At 63.7% G+C, this 20,335-nt stretch carries 9 protein-coding genes; 6 read left to right on the top strand and 3 right to left on the bottom strand.

The window, feature by feature from the left end:
• Positions 1 to 2: 2 nt before the first annotated feature.
• From EGJ22_RS05625 to EGJ22_RS05615, 3 genes are read left to right on the top strand one after another with little or no spacing between them, the layout of a single operon-like run.
• On the top strand, positions 3 to 1,208 hold the full coding sequence (locus tag EGJ22_RS05625) for a YcaO-like family protein (RefSeq protein WP_080709245.1): 1,206 nt from the start codon (positions 3 to 5) through the stop codon (positions 1,206 to 1,208).
• The gene (locus EGJ22_RS05620) at positions 1,205 to 1,963 is read left to right on the top strand and encodes an ABC transporter permease (RefSeq protein ID WP_050492232.1); all 759 of its coding nucleotides are present in this window, start codon (positions 1,205 to 1,207) and stop codon (positions 1,961 to 1,963) included. The genes EGJ22_RS05625 and EGJ22_RS05620 overlap by 4 nt, the downstream gene beginning before the upstream one ends.
• Positions 1,964 to 2,665, top strand: a complete 702-nt coding sequence (locus EGJ22_RS05615; RefSeq protein ID WP_029886910.1) for an ATP-binding cassette domain-containing protein — start codon at positions 1,964 to 1,966, stop codon at positions 2,663 to 2,665.
• 292 nt (positions 2,666 to 2,957) lie between these two features.
• On the opposite strand, the gene EGJ22_RS05610 is transcribed toward EGJ22_RS05615, so the two are convergent.
• The gene (locus EGJ22_RS05610; protein WP_029886911.1) at positions 2,958 to 15,911 is read right to left on the bottom strand and encodes a non-ribosomal peptide synthetase; all 12,954 of its coding nucleotides are present in this window, start codon (positions 15,909 to 15,911) and stop codon (positions 2,958 to 2,960) included.
• 618 nt (positions 15,912 to 16,529) lie between these two features.
• Between EGJ22_RS05610 and EGJ22_RS05605 the strand changes: the two genes are divergently transcribed.
• Entirely contained in the window at positions 16,530 to 17,060 is a 531-nt protein-coding gene (locus EGJ22_RS05605; protein WP_009684812.1) for an RNA polymerase factor sigma-70, read from the top strand.
• 131 nt (positions 17,061 to 17,191) lie between these two features.
• Here the strand turns inward: EGJ22_RS05605 and EGJ22_RS05600 are convergent, their stop codons facing one another.
• Together EGJ22_RS05600 and EGJ22_RS05595 are read right to left on the bottom strand one after the other, a co-directional pair.
• Positions 17,192 to 18,205 (bottom strand): GNAT family N-acetyltransferase, encoded by a 1,014-nt coding sequence (locus tag EGJ22_RS05600; RefSeq protein WP_009684813.1) that lies wholly within the window; start codon positions 18,203 to 18,205, stop codon positions 17,192 to 17,194.
• 62 nt (positions 18,206 to 18,267) lie between these two features.
• Positions 18,268 to 19,077 (bottom strand): ABC transporter substrate-binding protein, encoded by an 810-nt coding sequence (locus EGJ22_RS05595; protein ID WP_009684814.1) that lies wholly within the window; start codon positions 19,075 to 19,077, stop codon positions 18,268 to 18,270.
• A 185-nt stretch (positions 19,078 to 19,262) separates the two neighbouring features.
• Here EGJ22_RS05595 and EGJ22_RS05590 point away from each other — a divergent pair, with 185 nt between their 5' ends.
• Both EGJ22_RS05590 and EGJ22_RS05585 read left to right on the top strand, forming a co-directional pair.
• Positions 19,263 to 19,814, top strand: a complete 552-nt coding sequence (locus EGJ22_RS05590; RefSeq protein ID WP_009684815.1) for an exonuclease domain-containing protein — start codon at positions 19,263 to 19,265, stop codon at positions 19,812 to 19,814.
• A 73-nt stretch (positions 19,815 to 19,887) separates the two neighbouring features.
• The gene (locus tag EGJ22_RS05585) at positions 19,888 to 20,172 is read left to right on the top strand and encodes a pyrimidine/purine nucleoside phosphorylase (RefSeq protein WP_009684816.1); all 285 of its coding nucleotides are present in this window, start codon (positions 19,888 to 19,890) and stop codon (positions 20,170 to 20,172) included.
• Positions 20,173 to 20,335 lie beyond the last annotated feature (163 nt).

The following is a 20,335-nucleotide window of genomic DNA, read 5'->3' as shown; positions in this document are numbered from 1 at the left end:
GCATGAATATATTCAACGAAATACATACACTTGAATTTGCCGACTTTGAATTTCATCGACCGAGCGCAGTGTCTCATTTTCCACATAGCGTGGAATGTGGCAGCCGCTGGCAAACTTATGGATCAAGTAGTGGGTGGTCATCCTCAGTAACCTCCAGCGCTATAGGTGAGCATTTTGAGCGAAAGCACTTCTACTTGGATGTACCGATACACGGCAGGAACAAGCTGGGCGCAGGGCTGACACATGATGAATTCGAAGCGTTTGCCAATGCTTTTTCGCAAACAACAACGATTGATAGAAAGAAAACCCTTCACTCACACAATTTCGAGCGCACGAATGTCTACAGGATCACTGATTTAACTAAATGTGCAATTCCAACAGCACTAATTTCCATCACCCCCTGCAGAAGCCCAATTGACAACGAGTTCTACCCCATGCGGGACACCTGTGGGTGTAGCGTGCACGTGACTGTTGATAAAGCAGTGCTCGGCGCGCTCAAAGAAGCTATGGAGCGACAGTTTTTACTCAGATTTTGGCTAACTAAAACTTGCACAGCCAAAATCAAGTACAGAGATGCTTGTTCAGCGCTTTGGAACCGACCCAGTCTTTCGCTTTTCAAAGAAATGGGAAAAACAGGAGATCTCTGCATTTTAAACCTTACAGATGAACTTTTTCCTGGCTGCTGCGTCCTGCTTTGCTATGGCAACCGGGGCGGAAAACACCAGTATGTCAGATACTGTGCGGGCATGGCCTACTCCGACAACCTAAGTAGCGCACTGGAAAAATCAGTGATTGAACTGTGGCAAACCTTCCGATTCATGCACTCCTTTTACTTGAGAAATAAAACACTTAGCGACATTGAGGACCCCTACCTAAAAAATTTCTTAACGAACAACCTTTATGAAACTTATACCAACGTCACCACCTGCATCGAAAGCAGCCCAACTCAAAACAACGCTACCAACCCTCTCCCGCTCACCAGTGCAGCACTAATAGCACGCCTGAGACAATTAAAGCTTGATGGCTACCTATATCTTTCCTCCACACACTCACCCAAGAGGAACTTACACTACTGCAAGTATATCTCCCCCCACTTGTTTCTTCACATGAACAACGCCTCACACCTCAACATCCAAAACACCTATTCGAATCAATTTCAAAAGCAGATCATTCCACAACAACTTAACAGAATGGTACCTTTTCCATGACCAGCAGCAGTCTACGCCCCCTCCCAAGAACGATAAAGCTCTATAACATCTCAAAAATTTTGATAAAGGAGCATCTCAGAGAGCCTTCCAGTCTGTTGTGGACAGCCTTCGCACCCTGCATGCTGTTTTTTATCATGAGCCCAAGCGATCTGAATCCAGACAAGACCGCTCAACCCTATTTATCCTACGCCGGTTGGTTTTACGCTTACATTTCAGCGAACGTCGCTTTTTTTGGATTCAGCTTTTACCTTATCGGCAGACGGGAAAGCGGCTTTATCCGTTCGTTCATCTACCAAAAGGACTCCATTCGCCTTTTTCTGATGTCTCACATGATCAGCTACTCGATTCTAAGCGTCACATATGCATCTTTATTCTACCTGATCACCAAACCTATACATGGAGATTATTCAGTCCAAGAATACCTATACACAATTGCCTGCTTTTTTACCAGCTACCTGGGCTTTTCCTGTGTGGGTTTGGTCATGGCCGCCCTGCCTATCAAATTTGGAACAGCTAGTACACTTTTCTCATTGCTGTCATTTCTCATGCTGATGTCCAGCTATCTGGGCGCCGTCACAGGTAAAGAGCATGATCAACTGAACGCTCTCATCAACCCTCTGTACTTGAGCACCCGAGTTTTTCGCGGCGAACTTCCATTACTGTCAGTTTTCCCAGTGGCATTGTTCCTTCCCCTGCTTGGCCTTTATTTAACAGCGAATCACTTTAGAGTCCAGCCTATCTGGAGTCGTTATTAAATGAGCATACTAACCATTAATGATCTGACTTTCTCGCACAAAGAAAAAGCCTTGCTGCACAATCTCAACCTACATATCTCACCAGGTGAAGTAGTGGGTCTATTAGGGAGCAATGGCGCTGGAAAAACGACACTCTTCGACCTGATTTGTAAACTTAGAAAACCTGGCCGTGGAGAAATCATCAACCGCGCCCAACATCTGGCTTATCTGACGCAAATTCTGACGCCGCCACCCCAGTTGCGGATGATTGAAGTTTACGATCTAATCACCCATTTGAATGCCCCGTCGAAGCTTTGCCTTTCTGAAGCACTGTCTCGGCTTGGTGCGTGGTCGCCGGCGCTTTCTAAAAGGTATTCGGATATTTCCAAGAAAAAATCCTCTACTTGCAGCTATGGCGAAATTCGGAGCTTTTTCACCTTGACACTGCTACTCATGGGCAGCGATCTGATCATACTTGACGAACCCACGGCTGGAGTGGATCCGGAATTCCGACACTTTATCTGGCTTGGGATCAAACACGCGTGCAACGACGGGGCCAGTGTTTTGGTTTCATCCCACTATACGCAGGAAATCACGGCCCATTGCGATCGCTTTTACATGCTTGCCCATCGTCAACTCGAAGCGTTCCATAGCTCAGACCAATTCCTGACTCGGTATCGGGCGGGATCTTTGGATGAAGCGTTCATCAATGCCTCGATGTAGCTGGGCAGAAACGAGTTGCATCGCAATGCAGATGAGTTCAAGCCTCTTCGCGGGACAAGCCCGTAGGGATCGCATCAGGTCTGTGCCGGCCACAAGATATGCAGCGCGGGTGAGATCGAGCGCCCCTTGGCGTATGACTTGATACTAAGTCGTACAAACAAGGCCGCCAGCGATGACCTCACAGAAGAGACAGGCCCGAAACAGACAGTGGGAGCGGGCTTGCCCCGCGAAGCGCCGCGCGGGCGGCGCTCGACTTCTGCCGCGCAGCAAGCCTCAAGGCGGACCCTATCCCCTACAACCCCTCCAGCTCCGCCATCAGGTCACTTAGCCGATCGACCTTGTCGTCATCCAGTGCACTGCCCTGCAGTCCCTGCACATACTCCGCCAGCTCCGCCACGGTGCTGCACTCGAACATCGCCCTCAGCGGCACGTTCAACTGCAACTGCTTCTGCACCCGCGAGGCTATCTGCGTGGCCAGCAACGAGTGCCCGCCCAACTCGAAGAAGTTGTCGTGCACCCCGACCCGCTCAGCCTTGAGCACCTCGGCCCAGATACCCGCCAGTACGTCTTCCAGCTCATTGCGCGGTGCCTGGTAGGCCTGGCTGTGCTGGCCGCCGATGTCGATGGCTGGCAGGGCCTTGCGGTCCAGCTTGCCGTTGGCATTGTGCGGCAGGCTGTCGAACCAGCCCCAGTGCAACGGCACCATGTACTCCGGCAACTCGGCGCGCAGGCGTTGCTTGATCCGCTCCAGCAATTCAGCGTCCCCGGCAATGCCCTGGTGCGCAACCAGGTAACCGACCAAGTGCTTGCCATTGGCACCCTCCTGCACCCCCACGGCAGCATCGCGGATTTGTGCCTGTTCGTGCAGGCGCGCCTCGATCTCGCCCAACTCGATGCGATAACCGCGAATCTTCACCTGGTGGTCGATGCGCCCAACGTACTCCAGCACACCGTCCGGGCGCTGCCGCGCCAGGTCGCCAGTACGGTACAGGCGCTCGCCCGGCGCACCGTACGGGTGCGGGATGAACGCCAGTGCCGTGCGCACCGGGTCGCCAACGTAGCCACGGCCAACGCCGGTGCCAGCCACGCACAGTTCACCCACCGCGCCCAGCGGCACCAGTGCCTGATCGTCCCCGCACAGGTACAGGCGGTTGTTGTCGGTCGGCGTGCCGATCGGCAAATAGGCGCCTTGAGTCGAGGCAGCATCGACCCGGAAGAACGCCACGTCATCCGAGCACTCCGCCGGGCCATAGGCGTTCACCAGCCCCACCTGCGGGTAGCGCTGCAGCCACTGCGCGGCCAGCTCCGGTGGCATGGCCTCGCCGGTTGGCAGCATCCAGCGCAGGCTATCGAGCGCCTGATGGTCGTTGGCCAGCATGCCCTGGATCAGCGATGGCACGCTTTCCAGCACGGTGATGCCACTGGCCTGCACATGCGCCAGCAGGCCCTGCGGATCATGGGCGATGGCGTTCGGCACGATCTGCACGGTAGCCCCGAACAGCGGCGCCGCCAGGAACTGCCACACGGAAATGTCGAAACTCTGCGATGCCGTCTGGGCTATCACATCTTGCTCGCTCAACTCTAGGTAAGGCACCTTGCTCAACTGGTTGTTGAGCATGCCGCGCTGCTCGACCATCACGCCTTTGGGCAGGCCGGTGGAACCTGAGGTGTAGATCACGTAGGCCAGGTTGTCCGGCCCGCTGTGAATCCCAGGGTTGTGGCTGGCGACCTGGCTGGCCTGGATTTCCTCCCACACCAGCAGTTGCGGGCGCGCCTGCGTGGGCAGCGCACTCAACAGTTGCCGCCCTTGCTCGGCACAGGCGGCACTGCACACCAGCACCGGCGTGCGGCTGAGCTCGATGATGCTTTGCAGGCGCGCCGCCGGCAGGCCAGGGTCCAGCGGCAGGTAGCCGGCGCCGGCCTTGAAGCTGCCGACGATCATGCCCAGCAGCGGCAAGCCGCGCTCGGCCAGCAGCGCCACCGGCTGGTCGACCTTCACGCCGGCCAGGATCAGTGCGTGGCCCAGGCGGTTGGCGGCCAGGTTCAGACCGGCATAGTCGTAGGCGGCTTGCAGGCAGCGGGCAACCACGCGCTGCGGGTGCGCGGCCACTTGCGCTTCGAACTGGGCAACGTAGCTTTGCTCCAGCGGATAAACCCGCCCGGTGCTGTTGCAGCCTTCCAGCAGGAAGCGCTGTTCTTCGGCGCCCAGCAACGGCAGTTCGCTCACCTCCCCGGCAAAGCCCTCTACCAGCGCCAGCAACAGCCGCTTGAACTCGGCCAGCAGGCGCTCGACGGTCGGGTAGTCGAAGTAGCGCTGGTCGAACGACAGGTGCAGGCCCAGGTCATCGCCGGGGTAGCACACCGCCGTGAGCGGGAAGTTGGTGTGGGTACGGCCCGAGTCGGAGCTGGCGTTCAGGTGCTGCGCATGGTCGAGCACGGCGGTTTCCACCGGGGCGTTCTCGAACACGAACAAGCTGTCGAACAGCGGCTGGCCCTTGGGCAGTTGGCTGCACTCCTGGATCGCCACCAAGGGCAGGTACTCGTACTCGCGCAGCTCCATGTTGCTTTGCAGCAGGCTGTGCAACCACTGGCGCACGCTGCAACGCTCCCCGGCCAGCGGCAGGCGCACGCGCAACGCGACGCTGTTGATGAACAGGCCCACGGTGCGCTGCATCTGCGGCATGCTGACCGGGCGGCCGGCCACGGTCACGCCAAAGGCCACGTCACGCTCGCCACTGTAACGCGCCAGCAGCAGCGCCCAGGCCGCCTGGGCAAAGGTGTTGACGGTCAGCTGGTGCGCCTGCGCCAGTTCGCGCAGGCGCACGCCCTCGCTCACCTGCAAGCGGGTATGGCAGTCGCCCACGACCATGCCGCTGCCGGCATGGTCATGGCGCAATGGGCGGTCACTGGGCAGCGCCGTGGCGCGCTCGAACCCGGCCAGGTTGGCCTGCCACCAGGCCCGCGCATCGTCCAGCCCCTGGCGTTGCAGCCAGCCAATGTAGTCGCGGTAACGCGGCGGCACCGGCAACTGCGCCTGGCGGCCCTCGCCAAGCGCCTGGTAAACCTCGAAGAAGTCGTTCATCAACAGCGAGCGGCACCAGGCATCGATCAGGATGTGGTGGTTGCTCATCATGAACCAGTAGCGCTCGTCTGCCACGCGCACCAGGCGCAGGTGGAACGGTGCCTCGCTGAGCAAGGCAAAGCCCGCCTCGCGCTCCTGCTTGTGCAAGGCTTGCAGGCGTTGCTCCTGGGCAGCCTCGGCAAGCCCGCGCCAGTCCTGGTAGTCGACGGCCAGGTCGCCCGGCTTGTGAATGATCTGCAACATCGCCTCACCGCTGTTCCAGCTGAACGAGGCGCGCAGGGCTTCGTGGCGCGCCACTACGACCTGCCAGGCCTGGGCGAAGCGATCGGGGTCCAGCGCACTGTTGATGCGGTAGCGGTCCTGCATGTAGTACAGGCCGGTGCCCGGCTCCAGCAGGGTATGCAGCAGCATGCCCTCCTGCATCGGGCTCAGCGGGTACACGTCCTCGATCTGCGCTGCCGGCACCGGCAGGGCGTCGATCTGCGCTTGCGTCAGGTGCGCCAGCGGGAAATCCGAAGGGGTGAAACTACCATTGCCCTCGGCCAGGCAATGCTCCACCAATGCCAGCAGCTCCAGGCGGTAGGCTTCGGCCAGCGCGGCAATGGTCTGCCTGTCGTAGCGTTCGGCGCTGAAGGTCCAGCGCAGCTGCAGGGCGCCGCCATACACCTGGCCATCGACACTCAGCCAGTTGGGCAGCGGCGCGTCGGGGTCGTGGGCCAGGCCGGCCGGGGCATCCAGCGGCTGGAACAGCGCCGCGCTGTCGAACTGCTGGTCGAACTGGCCCAGGTAATTGAAGGTAATGCGTGCCTGCGGCAAGGCCGCCATCTGCTCGCGCCCGGCCGCGTCCGCCAAGTAGCGCAGCACGCCGTAACCCAGGCCTTTGTGCGGCACCTGGCGCAGCTGCTCCTTGATGCGTTTGATCGAGCCTGCCCGCGCGGCGTCATCCTCACCGGGCAACGGGCGCAGGCTCAACGGGTAGGCATTGGTGAACCAGCCCACGCTGCGGGTCAGGTCCATATCCTCGAACAGCCCATCACGGCCATGGCCTTCCAGCTGCACCAGCACGCTGTCGTCCCCACTCCAGCGGCACATGGCCCGCGCCAGCGCGGTCAGCAGCAGGTCGTTGACCTGCGTGTGGTAGGCAGCCGGGGCCTGTTGCAGCAACTGCCGGGTCTGCTCGGCGTTCAGGCCGGTCGTCAGGGTTAGCGCGTGGCGGTGCAGGTTACCGCCCTGCGGGTGATCGCAGGGCAGCTCACGGCGGGCACCCCCCAGTTGGCTTTGCCACCAGCCCAGCTCGTCACGCAACGAATCGCTGCCGGCATAGCTGGCCAGGCGCGCGGCCCAGTCGCCCATGGCATGGGTCTTGGCGGGCAGTGGCTGGCCACGGTACAGCGCCTGCAAGTCTTCCAGCAGCACACGCCAGGACACACCATCGACCAGCAGGTGGTGAATCGCCAGCAGCAGGCGCTGGTGGCCCTGGCCGTCCGTCACCAGCAGGCCGCGCAGCAGCGGGCCCTGCTGCAAGTCGAGGCTGCGCTGCACATCGCTGTACAGCGCCTGGCAATCGGCAAAATCGGCGACGGTGGCAGCCCACAACAGCTGATCCTCAGCCGGCTGGGTGTAGGCAGCCTGCCAACGGCCCGCGGCGGCACTGAAACGCAGGCGCAGGCTGTCGTGGTGCTGCACCAGCGCGGCCAGCGCCTGCTCCAGCGAGGCTTTATCCAGCGGCTGGCGCAGGGCCAGCAGCAGCGCCTGGTTCCAATGCTGTGGCTGCGGCACCTCGCTGTCGAAGAACCAGTGCTGGATCGGCGTCAGGCCAACCTGGCCCTCGCGCAGCCCCTGGTCGATGCTGCTGTGCGCTTCGCTCTGCCTTGCCACAGCGGCCAGCGTCTGGATGGTCTGGTGCTGGAACAGGTCGCGTGGCGTGAACTGCAGACCGGCCTGCCGCGCCCGGCTGACCACCTGGATCGACAGGATCGAATCGCCGCCCAGTTCGAAGAAGTTGTCCTGCACCCCCACCTGGGCGACGTTGAGCACCTCGCCCCAGATCTGCGCCAGCCGAGCTTGCACGTCATCGCCAGGGGCCTGGTAGTGCTGGCGGGCTTGCTCAAGGTCCGGCAGCGACAGGGCGCGGCGGTCGAGCTTGCCGTTGCCCATCAGCGGCAGGCTGTCAAGCAGCACCAGGTGCGCAGGCACCATGTAGTCTGGCAAGTGCTGGCGGAGCTCGGCCTTCACGGCTTCGCGCAGGCGGTGCTGCGCCTCGTTGTCGGCTGCGGCCTGCTGGCACACCAGGTAGCCCACCAGTTGCTTGCCGCCTGGCAGGTCGAGGGCCAGTACCACTGCCTCGTCGACATCGGCGTGTGCCTGCAGACGGCTTTCGATCTCGCCCAGTTCGATGCGGAAACCGCGAATTTTCACTTGCTGGTCGGCGCGGCCAACATACTCGACCAGGCCATCGGCGCCCAGGCGTACCAGGTCACCGGTGCGGTACAGGCGCCCACCTGCGCTGCCGAACGGGTCGGCAACGAAGCGCTCGGCGCTCAGGCCCGGGCGATCGTGGTAGCCCTGGGCCAGGCCGGCGCCGCCGACATACAGCTCACCGATACCCCCTTGCGGCAACAGCGCCAGGTCTTCGTCGAGGATGTAGGCCGTGCGGCTGCCGATGACCTGGCCGATCGGCACACTGCCCAGCGCTGCGGGCAGTACCTCTGGGGCCAGGCAGGCCAGCGGCATGACCACGGTCTCGGTCGGCCCATAGGCATTGAAGAACTGCTGGGGCGCGAATGCCTGGCGAATACGCTGCAGGTGCTCACCGGTCAGCGCCTCGCCACCGGTGATCACCAGGCGAACCGGCAGTTGCTCGCCCTGGCCGCCCAGGTATTGCGCCAGTTGGCTCCCGTAGCTTGGGGTAAAGCCAAGGATGCTCACCTGCTGCTCGCGCACCAGTTGGCAGATGTCCTCCGCGCCCCACTGCCCCTGGGCACGCAACACCACCCGCGCACCGCACAACAGTGGCACCCACAGGCGCTCGCTGGCGGCGTCGAAGTTGATCGAATAGAAATGCAGCTCGCAATCGTCGCTGCGCATGCCGAACGCGGCGCTCACGGCCTGGCAGTGCATGGCGAATTCGCCATGGCTGACGACCACGCCCTTGGGTTTGCCGGTGGAGCCGGAGGTGTAGATCAGGTAAGCCTGGTGCTGCGGCAGGCTGAGGTTGTCCAGCGGCGCAGCGCTGTAGGCCGCCAGGCTGGCTGCGTCGTCTTCCAGGCTCCAGCGCGCCACGCCTTCGGGCAATTCGCCCAGGCTTTGCAGCAGCTCGCGCTGGCTCAGCAGCAGGCCGATACGGCTGTCCTCGATCATGTAGCGCAGGCGGTCGAGCGGGTATTCAGGGTCCAGTGGCACATAGGCGCCGCCAGCCTTGAGGATGGCCAGCAGGCCAACCACCATTTCCAGCGAGCGCTGCAGCGCCAGGCCCACCCGCACCTGCGGCCCGACACCCCGTTCGCGCAGGGCCCGGGCCAGGCGGTTGGCGCGCTGCTCGAGCTCGGCATAGCTCAGGTGCTGGCCGGCGAAGGTCAGCGCCCCGGCCTGCGGCGTGCGTGCGGCCTGGGCCGCGAACAACCCGTGCAGGGTCTGCCCGAGGCCCAAGTGCGGGTCGCCCTGCAACTGGCCCAGCAGTTGCTGCTGCTCGCTGCTGCTCAGCATCGGCAGCTCGCACAGGCGCTGTTGCGGGTTGTCGAGCAGCCCGACCAGCAGCTGTTGCCAGTGTTCGGCCATGCGCGCGATACGCGGCTCATCGAACAGGTCACGGCTGTAGGTCAGGCAGCAGCCCAGGCGGCCATCCAGGTCGGTCACTTCCAGGTACAGGTCGAACTTGGTGGCGCTGGCGTCGTTGACCAGGTAATCCACCTGCATGCCGGCCAGGCTGCGGCTTTGCTGGAAGGCCCAGCGCTGCACGTTGCACATCACCTGGAACAACGGGTTATAGGCACTGCTGCGTGGCGGTTGCAGGGCCTCGACCAGTTGATCGAACGGCAGGTCCTGGTGCGACTGGCCTTCGATGGCAGCCTGGCGCACCTGCTCCAGCAAGGCGCTGGCGCTCATCTGCCCATCCAGTTCGCAGCGCAGCACCTGGGTATTGAGGAAGGCGCCGATCAGCCCTTCGCTTTCCGGGCGGATGCGGTTGGCCACCGGCGCACCGATGCGCAGGTCGCGCTGGCCACTGTAGCGGTGCAGCAAGGCAGCCAGGGTGGCTGTCATAGTCATGAACAGGGTCAGGCCACGCTGGCTGTTGAAGGCATGCACGCGCTCGACCAGGGCCGGGTCGAGCTCGAAGCGGTACAGCCCGCCCCGGTGGCTTTGCACCGCCGGGCGTGGGCGGTCGGCGGGTAACGCCAGCACCGGGTGCTCGGTGCCCAGGCGCGTTTGCCAATAGGCCAGTTGGCGAGCGCCCTCGCCGCTTTCCAGCCATTGCCGTTGCCACACGCTGTAGTCCAGGTACTGCACCGGCAGTGGTGCCAATGGCGACTCGCGGTCGTCGACAAAGGCCTCGTACAGTTCACCCAGCTCGCGGGCGAAGATGTCCATGGCCCAGCCTTCGGTCACGATATGGTGCAGGGTCAGCACGAAGAAGTGCTCGCGCTCTGCGGCCTTGACCAGACAGGCGCGCAGCAGCGGGCCGCGTTCAAGGTCGAACGGCTGGTGCGCCTGGTCATCGGCCAGCTGTTGCAGGCGGTGCGCACGGGCAGCGCCGGGCAAGGCGCTGAAGTCCTGCCAGTGCAGGTGCAGGCCGCTGTCTTCGGCCACGCACTGGTAGGGCACCCCGTCGATGCTGGGGAACGTTGTACGCAGGGCTTCGTGACGCACGATCAGCGCATGCAGCGCCCGCTCGAACGCCTCGACGTGCAAGGTGCCGCGCAAGCGCGCCATGCCGCCCACGTTATAGGCCGGGCTGTCGGGCTGCATTTGCCAGAGGAACCACATGCGCTGTTGCGAATAAGACAGCGGCACCGCCTGGCGGCGGTCTACGCGGGCGATCTGCCCTTGCAGGTTGCGCTGGCCATTGACCTGGATGCGGGCTACCTCGGCACAGAATGCGCCCAGCTCGCTGGCCTCGAACAGGGCCTTGAGCGGCAGCTCCACGTCGCACGCCTGGCGCGTGCGGGAAACGATCTGTGTGGCCAGCAGCGAGTGGCCACCCAGGGCGAAGAAATCATCGCGCAGCCCCACACGGGGCAGGTGCAGGACATCGCGCCAGATGCCAGCGACCTGCTGTTGCAGTGCTGTTTGCGGCTCGACGTGCTCACGCTGCTGCCACACCGGGGCCGGCAGCGCCTTGCGGTCGACCTTGCCGCTGGGGCCCAGGGGCATGTGCGCAAGGGCAATCAGCTGCGCCGGCACCATGTACGCCGGCAGGTGCTCGGCCAGTACCGTCAACAAGGCTTCGGCCTGGGCGCTGCCGCTGTAGTAGCCAACCAGTTGCGCGCCGACCGCATCGTTGTGGACCAGCACCAGCGCCTGCTCGACACCCGCTTGCGCCAACAGGCAGGCCTGGACTTCTTCAGGTTCAACGCGCAACCCCCGTACTTTCACCTGCTGATCCAGACGCCCGAGGTATTCCAGCGCTTGCAGCTGAACCTGCCAACGGGCGCGGTCACCACTGCGGTACAGGCGCTGGCCATTGCCATCGGCCTGGGGTACGAAACGCTCGGCGGTAAGCCCTGGGCGCCCCAGGTACCCACGGGCCAAGCCCGCACCGCCGAGGTACAACTCACCCGGCACGCCGGGTGCGGTGAGTTCGAGTTCGTCATCCATTACCCGGCAGAGCACGTTGGCCAGCGGCCGGCCGATGGGCGAACGCTCGCCGTCCGTGGCCTGGCAATGCCAGTGGGTGACGTTGATGGCGGTTTCGGTCGGGCCGTAGCGGTTGTGCAGCTGCACGTGCGGCAGCAGTTGCAGCACCCGGTCGCGCAGCGCCGCCGACAAGGCCTCGCCCCCGGAAAACACCCGGCGCAGGCTGGCGCAGCCCGCGGCCTGTGGTTCCTGGACAAACACCTGCAGCAGTGGCGGCACAAAATGCAGGGTGGTCACGCCATGCGCCTGGACAAGGGCCGCGATGCGCTGCGGGTCGCGGTGCTCGCCAGGGCCGGCGAGCACCAGCTTGCAGCCGGTGATCAACGGCCAGAAGCACTCCCACACCGACACGTCGAAACTGATCGGCGCTTTCTGCAGCAGCACATCCTCGTCGCCCAACCCATAGCTGGCCTGCATCCAGTGCAAGCGCTCGGCCAGCGCCGCGTGAGTATTGCCCACGCCTTTGGGCTGGCCGGTGGAGCCGGATGTGTAAATGACGTAGGCCAGGTTGTCACCTTGCAGGTGCAAGCCGGGGGCCTGGCTGGGCCAGCTGTCCAGGTGCAGCTGGTCGAGGGCGATGGTGCTGACGCCATCGACCTGTGGCAGCTTGCCCACCAGGCTGCTGTGGCTGAGCAACAGGCCGGTACCACAGTCTGCCAGCATGTACGCCAGGCGCTCGGCGGGGTAATCCACGTCGAGCGGCACGTAGGCGCCGCCGGCCTTGAGAATGGCCAGCAAGCCGACCAGCAGTTGCGGCGAGCGCTCGAGGGCGATGGCGACGCACGTGTCAGGACCGACACCTTTGTCGCGCAGGTAGTGCGCCAGGCGGTTGGCCTTCTGGTGCAGTTCGGCGTAGTCCAGGCTGCCACCCGCCCATACCAGGGCGGTACGCTGCGGGGTCAGGCGGGCCTGCTCGTTGAGTTGCTCGACCAGCAGTTGCTGCGGCGCGGCGGCTTCGGCCTGGCCCCAGCCCAACAACTGGCGCCGGCCCGCCTCGTCGAGCAGTTGCACCTCGGCCAAGGCCAGGTCGGGCGCGGCGCACACTTGCTCCAGCAGTGCCAGCAGCTGCCCGGCCAGGCGCTGGATGGTGCTGGCCTCGAACAGTTCGTCGGCATAGTCGAACGCCAGGCTCAACCGGCCCTGGTGGTCCTCTTCACTGTGCAGTTGCAGGTCGAACTTGGCTTCGCGGCTGTGCCACGGCAACTCTTCGGCCAGCAGGCCTGGCAGGCGGCGCAGTGCCGACAGGTCGCGTTGCTGGTGGTTGAACATGACCTGGAACAGGCCCTGCTCGCGGGCTTGCGGCAAGGCCTCGAGCAACTGCTCGAACGGCAGGTCCTGGTGGGCCTGGGCCTGGAGCGTGGCCTGGCGCACCTGCGCCAGCAGTTGGCTGAACGGCATGCGGCCATCGAGTTGCGCGCGCAGCACCTGCGTGTTGATGAAGAAGCCGACCATGCCCTGGGTTTCCAGGCGCGGGCGGTTGGCATTCGGCACGCCGACGCGGATCTCGGCCTGGCCGCTGTAGCGCTGCAACAGTGCCTGCCAGCCGGCCAGCAGGACCATGAACAGGCTGGCCTGCTGCGCCTGCGCCAGGCCCTTGAGGGCTTGGCTGAGCGTGGCGGGGACCTTCACGCTGAAACGCGCAGCACTGAATGTGCGCTGGTTGGCCCGGGGTTGGTCGGTGCACAGGTCAAGCACGGGCAGTTCGTCACCGAGCTGGGCCTTCCAGTACTGCAGTTGGCGTTCGGCTTCGCCGTCGGCCAGCCACTGCCGCTGCCAGTTGCCGTAGTCCGCGTAGCCCAGGGGCAGCGGCGCCAACGCTGCCTCCAGGCCCTGGCAGTGAGCGGCATACAACTTGGCGAATTCATCGAGCAGGATGTTCAGCGACCAGCCGTCGGCCACGATGTGGTGCAGGGTCACCCAGAGCTGATGGTCTTCATCGTCGAGCCGGGCCAGGGTCACACGCAGCAACGGGCCTTGCGTCAGGTCGAACGGCTGGCAGGCCTCGGCCTCACGCTGGGCGGCGACCTGCTCGGGGGTCTGGCCTGCGAGGTCTAGGCGGGCCAGGCTGAACGGCTGCTGCGGCAGAATACGCTGCAGCGCCTGGCCGTTTTCTTCAGCGAACACGGTACGCAGCGACTCGTGGCGCGCCACCAGTGCCTGGAATGCGGCCTGCAGGGCGCTAGCGTCCAGTTCGCCACGCAGGTGCAGGCCGGCGGGAATGTTGTAGGCCGCCGATTGGGGTTGCAGTTGCCACAACAGCCACAAGCGGTTCTGCGCCAGCGACTGGGGCAGCGCCTGGGCGCGTGCCAGGGGCGCGATAGCTGTGGGCTGGGCAGCGCCTGCACCGATGAGCGCAGCCACCGCGTTGCTGTAGTCGGCCAACACCGGCGCCTCGAACAAGGTGCGCAGGCTCAGGTCGATGCCCAGTTCGTCGGCCAGCCGCGCCGTGGCCTGGGTAGCGGCGATGGAGTTGCCGCCCAACAGCAGGAAATGGTCATCTGCCGCTACTGCCTGCACCTTGAGGGTGTCGCGCCACACCGCCGCGATGCGTGCCTGCAAGGCATCGCCTGATGCCTGGGTGGCAGCACCGGCGCTCGGCTCGGGGAATTGGGCATAGCAGTCCAGGCTGCCCTCGGCCATGCGTACGCGGCAGGCCGAACGCTGCAGCTTGCCGCTGGAGGTTTTCGGCAGCGCGCCCGGGTTGAGCAGCAGTACCACCGCCGGCGCCTGGCGGCAGGCATCGGCGATGACCTGGCGCAGGGTGTTGATCAGCGCCTGGGCCTGGGTTGCCTTTTGCACGCTGCGGCTGATCTCCACCGCCACGCCGATGCCCTCCTCGCCCTGATGCTCGACGGCGAACACCGCCACCCGGCCTTTGCGCAGTGCCTGCACTTCACGCTCGAGGGTTTTTTCCAGGTCTTGCGGGTACAGGTTCTGCCCACGCACGATCAGCATGTCTTTCAGGCGCCCGGTAACGAACACCTCGCCTTCACGCATAAAACCCAGGTCGCCGGTTCGCAGCCAGGTCTGCCCGTCCATTTCGACGAAGGCGCGCGCGCTGGCTTCTGGGTTACGCCAGTAGCCCGAGGCGATACTCGGCCCACCTGCCCAGATTTCCCCCACCTGGTTGTCGCCCAGCCGTTGCAGCTGTTGCGGCTCGACAATGCGTACCGCGTGCCCCGGCTGCGGGAAGCCGCAACTCATCAGCACGCTGCCGGTACCGGGCTCGGCGCGGTTGGCAGCCAAGGCGTCGGCATCCAGCGCAAGCGCGGGGATACCCTGGCCACGGCGGCTGCCGCTGACGAACAAGGTTGCTTCGGCCAGGCCGTAGCTGGCGAAGAAGCTCTGGGGGTCGAAGCCGCAGGCCTTGAAGGTGTCGGCGAAGCTCGCCAGGCTGTCCTGGCGGATCGGCTCGGAGCCCGAATAGGCCACGCGCCAGCGGCTCAGGTCGAGCCCGGCCAGCGAGGCCTCGCTGACGCGCTCGCTGCACAGGCGGTAGGCAAAGTCGGGGCCGCCGCTGATGGTGCCGCCGTAGTCGCTGATGGCCTGCAACCAGCGCACTGGCCGGGCGAGGAAATAGCCGGGCGACATCAGTACGCAAGGCACTCCGCTGAAGATCGGCTGCAACAGGCCGCCGATCAGGCCCATGTCGTGGTACAGCGGCAACCAGCTGACGATCACGTCGTCGGGGTTGAGGTCGATGCCAAAGCCGCTGCGGATGAGTTGTTCGTTGGCCACCAGGTTGCCATGGCTGACCTGCACGCCTTTAGGCAGTGCGGTGGAGCCGGAGGTGTACTGCAAGAAGGCGATGTCCTGGCTGCTGAGGGCAGGTTCCTGCCAGGTGTCGGCCAGGGCGGGGTCCAGGCCATCCACTGCCAGCAACGCGGGCGCCGCCTCGGCGGCAAGTGCTTCCAGGTCCTGCAGGCTGTCGTGCAGCGCCGCCACGGTCAGCAGCAGGCGCGGCTCGGCGTCGGCGATGATCGACAGCAGGCGTTGCTGGTGGTGCTGGCGGGCAGACTCTGGCGGGTAGGCCGGCACTGCGATCACGCCGGCGTACAGGCAGCCGAAGAACGCCGCTACGTAATCCGGCCCACTGGGACACAGCAACACCGCGCGGTCACCAAAGCTGGCGCGTGCCTGCAGGGCGGCGGCGATGGTGCGCGCGCGCTGGTCGAGCTCCCGATAACTGAGCACAGCCTGCTCGTGCGGGGCGTCGGCGAGAAAGCGCAGGGCAATCCTGTCCGGGGTCTGCGCGGCGCGTTGCGCCAGGGCCTGGACCAGCGAGAGCGGGAGTTCGAAGGCGTCCGTCATGGGGTGTTCCTGCCAGTATCTGTTGGGGCGTGCCGACTGCGCCGCGGACATGGGCGGGCAGCGGTTGGCGGCCGGGGATGTACTCAGGGGAACGGATGGGCGGCGGGAGAAATTAGCGGAGCTGGCGGGGTCGGCGGATTGACGGGCATGCCATGACGGGGGTGTCGCCTGGGAGACCGAGCGCCGCCCGCGCGGCGCATCGCGAGCTGCGCTCGCTCCTACGCTTGTTTCGGGCCAGTTACGCCTGTGACAGGCGCGCGCGACCGCCTTGTTTGTACGGCACGGTATTGAGGCATGCGCCAATGCGTTCGCGCGCAAATCCCACAGGCATAAATGACCCGAAACAAGCGTAGGAGCGAGCGCAGCTCGCGATGCGCCGCGCGGGCGGCGCTCGGTCTTCCAGGCGACACACCTGTCATGGCCTGCACTTTGTCGCCGCAACACTTTCTCCAGGCAGGCACCACGCCCCCCCTGACAGACCTCGCAAAAATCGAAAACTCCTGATACCAATTACATTTCGCATTTGACAATCATTATCATTGTGAATAGCTTGTCGCACGTCGTAGGAAGCTTCCCTGAGCCGGGTGCGTCCTCCCCCTTTGTGACAAGGTGATTTCCATGGCGGAACAACTATCCACAAGTAAGTGCGATTCACCATTACTGCAGGCCTTCGTAGACAACCGCAGCATTCTGGTCAAGATTGCAGCGCGCATTACCGGCTGCCGCTCGCGTGCCGAAGATGTGGTGCAGGACGCCTTCTTCCGGCTCAGCGCCGCTCCGCAGATAACCTCGTCGTTCAAGGCGCAGCTGAGCTACCTGTTCCAGATCGTGCGCAACCTGGCGATCGACCATTACCGCAAGCAGGCGATGGAGCTGAGATACTCCGGCAGTGAAGAGGAAGGCCTGAATGTGGTCATCCAGAACGCCTCGCCCGAAGCCACCCACATCAACCTGGCCGCGCTGGACGATATAGCCGAAGCGCTGAACCAGTTGCCCCAGCGCACCCGCTATGCGTTCGAGATGTACCGCCTGCATGGCGTACCGCAGAAGGACATCGCCAAGGAACTAGGCGTGTCGCCGACCTTGGTCAACTTCATGATCCGCGATGCCCTGGTGCATTGCCGCAAGACCGCCAACCGGCAGGGCTGACCCTAGCTGCAAGCTTCAAGCTACAAGCTACAAGCTTCAAGTTAAAAGAAAAAGCCAAAGCAGAACGCGATCGGCTTTTGCTTGTAGCTTGCAGCTTGTAGCTTGCAGCTTGCAGCTTGCCGCTCTGGCCATCAGGCGAGCCTGCAACGATCGAAGAACCGCTCCCGCCCCAGAATCATCAGCGCCGCGCGCTTGTGCGGGAAGTCGAACTCCTTCTCGCAATGGAAGCACTGGTCGTGCATGTAGCCGATCATCTTGCCATTGTCGGCACGCGGCTCGGCGACCACCCGCTGGGTACGCGGGTCATCCAAGAACAGGTAATGCACCAGCGCCGATAGCCAGCTGGTGACCTTGTGGGGCCCACGATGGCTCTGCTCCCCGACCAGCATGTGGATGCCGCGGTCGTAGTCATCAGCTGGGTAGAACGGTGCAATGCGATCCTCCTTGGCCCAGTAAGCCTCGAAATAGGCAAATGGCTGATCGTCGAAGCAGCCAATCAACGTCAGGGTATGCGGGTCGGCCTCCAGCTTGGCCAGGTACTCGCGGTGCTGGGCAAGCGTGCCGCTTTCCTGCCAGAACGCCTCCACGCGCGGGTCGTTCTGCCAGCGGTTGAAGCGCTCCAGGTCATGCTCGATGTCCAGGGTGCGCAGTGACACCCAGCTACCCAGCCGCGCATCGAAGCGCCGATAGACCTCGCCACGGGGCTTGGGCGCCCGCCGCGGGTGGCGCTTGCCGTTGCTGATCTGCATCTGCTGCGGGTAGGGGGCAGCCAGCGCCTCACCCAGCCAGGGCTGCGGCAATTGCCAGAACAGCGCGCGCTCGCACAGGTACTGCCCAGGCACATCGCCCACCAGCAGCAGGCCGCTGGCCAATGCCTGCGGCACCACCTCGGGCAGGTGCCAGGCCAGGCGCTGGCAGGCACTGTCACGGGACAACAGCCAATAGCAGGCCGCCCACAAGGCTTGATAAGGGCGCTCGGGGCACAGCTGCTCAAGGTGTACCTGCAAGGTTGGACCCGCCTGCAGGCGCACCTGCGCCAGCGGGCGGCCCTCCAGGGTCAGGCTCAGCCTGTTGGCCCCCTCCTCGGCACTGAGGCTGCGCCAACGTGGCGGTGACTGTGGCTGCGAAGCGGCATCGAAGGGCATGGGTGGGTCTCGCGAAATGAACAAAGGGCTCACTGTCGAGAACGATGCCACGCCGCGGCAATTTAGTCCTCGGGCGCACTGACGGCGATGCGGTAAGGCTGGAAAATGCGCGCCAGTTCACCGCTATCACGCAAACCTCTCAACAGTTCAGCGAACGACCGCTCGCCAATGGGCGCGGCGGGCCGCAGCAGCGCGTAGTGGTGGTAAACCTGATCGATGCGCTGCGATGCAACCAGTTGCGCACGGCTGGACGGGTTACGTGCCAGGAAGTCACTGAGGTAGGAGCGCGTGACCAGGGCAATGTCGGCGCGGCCCGCCTGCACCATCAGCAGGTTGCTGTCGTGCGAATAGGTCAACGTCGCATTGTAGGCCTTGCGCAGGTAGCGCGGGTCGGCGTTGAAACCGGCGAACGCATAGTGATAGCCGTTGAACAGGGCCAGGCGCTTGCCCTTCAGGTCATCGAAGTAATGCGGGGCGCGCCCGTCCACCTGGCGGGCCACGAACACTTCGGCATCTTCCAGGCCCATGTCCACCTGTTGATGGGGGATCTGCTCCCAGCCCCACTGCGGGTTCTCGAAAATGGCCATATCGGTACGGCCCTGCTGCAAGTCACTGAAACGCCGCTGGATGGAAGTGGGCACCAATACGAAGCGGTAGCGCTGCTGGGCACGGTTGAGCGCAGCGACCAACTGCGGCAACAAGCCGATATCGGCGCCCTGCTCGGGGCGCACCGTATACGGCGGGAAATGCGCGGCACCGACTTTCACCTCGATGGCACCTGCCGCGCATGCCGGTACGGCCAACCAGTAAACAGCCAGCAACATGAGGGTGGACAAGGCCTTCAGGCCGGGCGCAAGGGTAAAGGCGGACATTCATCACGGTTCATGCCTGGGTTCGCTTAAGCTAGGCGTTTTACCGGGGCGGCACAACTGCTGCCTCCGGCTTTCGTGCCCCTCGATACGCCATTGGCGGTGACAAAACGGGCGGCAAAATGCCACGAGGTGCCGGATGCGCCGAGTTTGGCTACGCTCTAGCAGGATCTGCAAGGGAGCCTGGTATGGGCCATTGGTTGGTGATCGACCTGGAGGCCACCACCGATGAGGGTGGGTGGCCGGTCACGGAGATGGAAGTCATTGAAATCGGCGCGAGCCTGGTCACCCGCGAAGGCCGTGAGGTCGACCACTTCCAGCGTTTCGTGCGCCCGCGGCGGCGCCCGCAGCTGACCCCGTTCTGTCGCGAGCTGACCCACATCAGCCAGGCCGACGTCGATGCGGCCGCGCCGTTTCGCGAGGTATGGGCCAGCTTCGAGCACTGGCTCGGGCAGCATCGTGAACAGTTGCAGGCCTGGGTCAGTTGGGGCGACTACGACCGCCAGCAACTGCATCAGGAATGGCACCTGCACGGCGTGGACAGCCTGCTGCGCACGCTGGCGCACATCAACCTCAAGCAACGCTTTGCCAAGGCCCGCCACCTACAGCGCCCTGCCGGCCTGAACGGCGCCCTGCAACTGGCTGGCATGCACTTCTGCGGGCAGCAGCACCGGGCCCTGGAAGATGCGCGCAACACAGCGCGGCTGCTGCCCTTGAGCCTGCCCGCCGACGGGCCCTGAAAGCAGATGACGAGGCCATTGGGCTTGGGCATACTGGCCAGCCCTTTTTCCTCCCCTTTTTCAGGAGACGCCCATGTTCCAGGTCAACGAGTACTTCAACGGGACCGTCAAGTCGATCGCCTTCACGGGCGAAGAAGGCCCGGCCACTGTCGGCGTGATGGCCCCGGGCGAATACGAGTTCGGCACCGCCAAGCGTGAAATCATGCACGTGGTGTCGGGTGCGTTGATCGTCAAGCTGCCAGGCAGCGACAACTGGGAAACCTTCAAGGCGGGCGACACGTTCAATGTACCGGCTGACAGCAAGTTCCAGCTGCAGGTGAAGGTCGACACCGCCTACCTGTGCGAGTACCGCGACTAAGCGTCAGCCTGCACCCGCCCTATCGCCGGCAAGCCAGCTCCCACAGGGATCGCGTCAGGGCTGATAGGTGTTTGTAACAAGATATGCAGCGCCTGTGAGATCGAGCGCCGCCCGCGCGGCGCATCGCGAGCTGCGCTCGCTCCTACGTTTGTTTCGGGCCAAT

It is taken from the genome of Pseudomonas sp. p99-361 (assembly GCF_003935475.1).
In the GTDB taxonomy this organism is placed as follows: domain Bacteria; phylum Pseudomonadota; class Gammaproteobacteria; order Pseudomonadales; family Pseudomonadaceae; genus Aquipseudomonas; species Aquipseudomonas juntendi.
The sequence above is the reverse complement of the archived record's forward strand: the minus strand, read 5'-3'. Positions and strand labels throughout refer to the sequence as shown.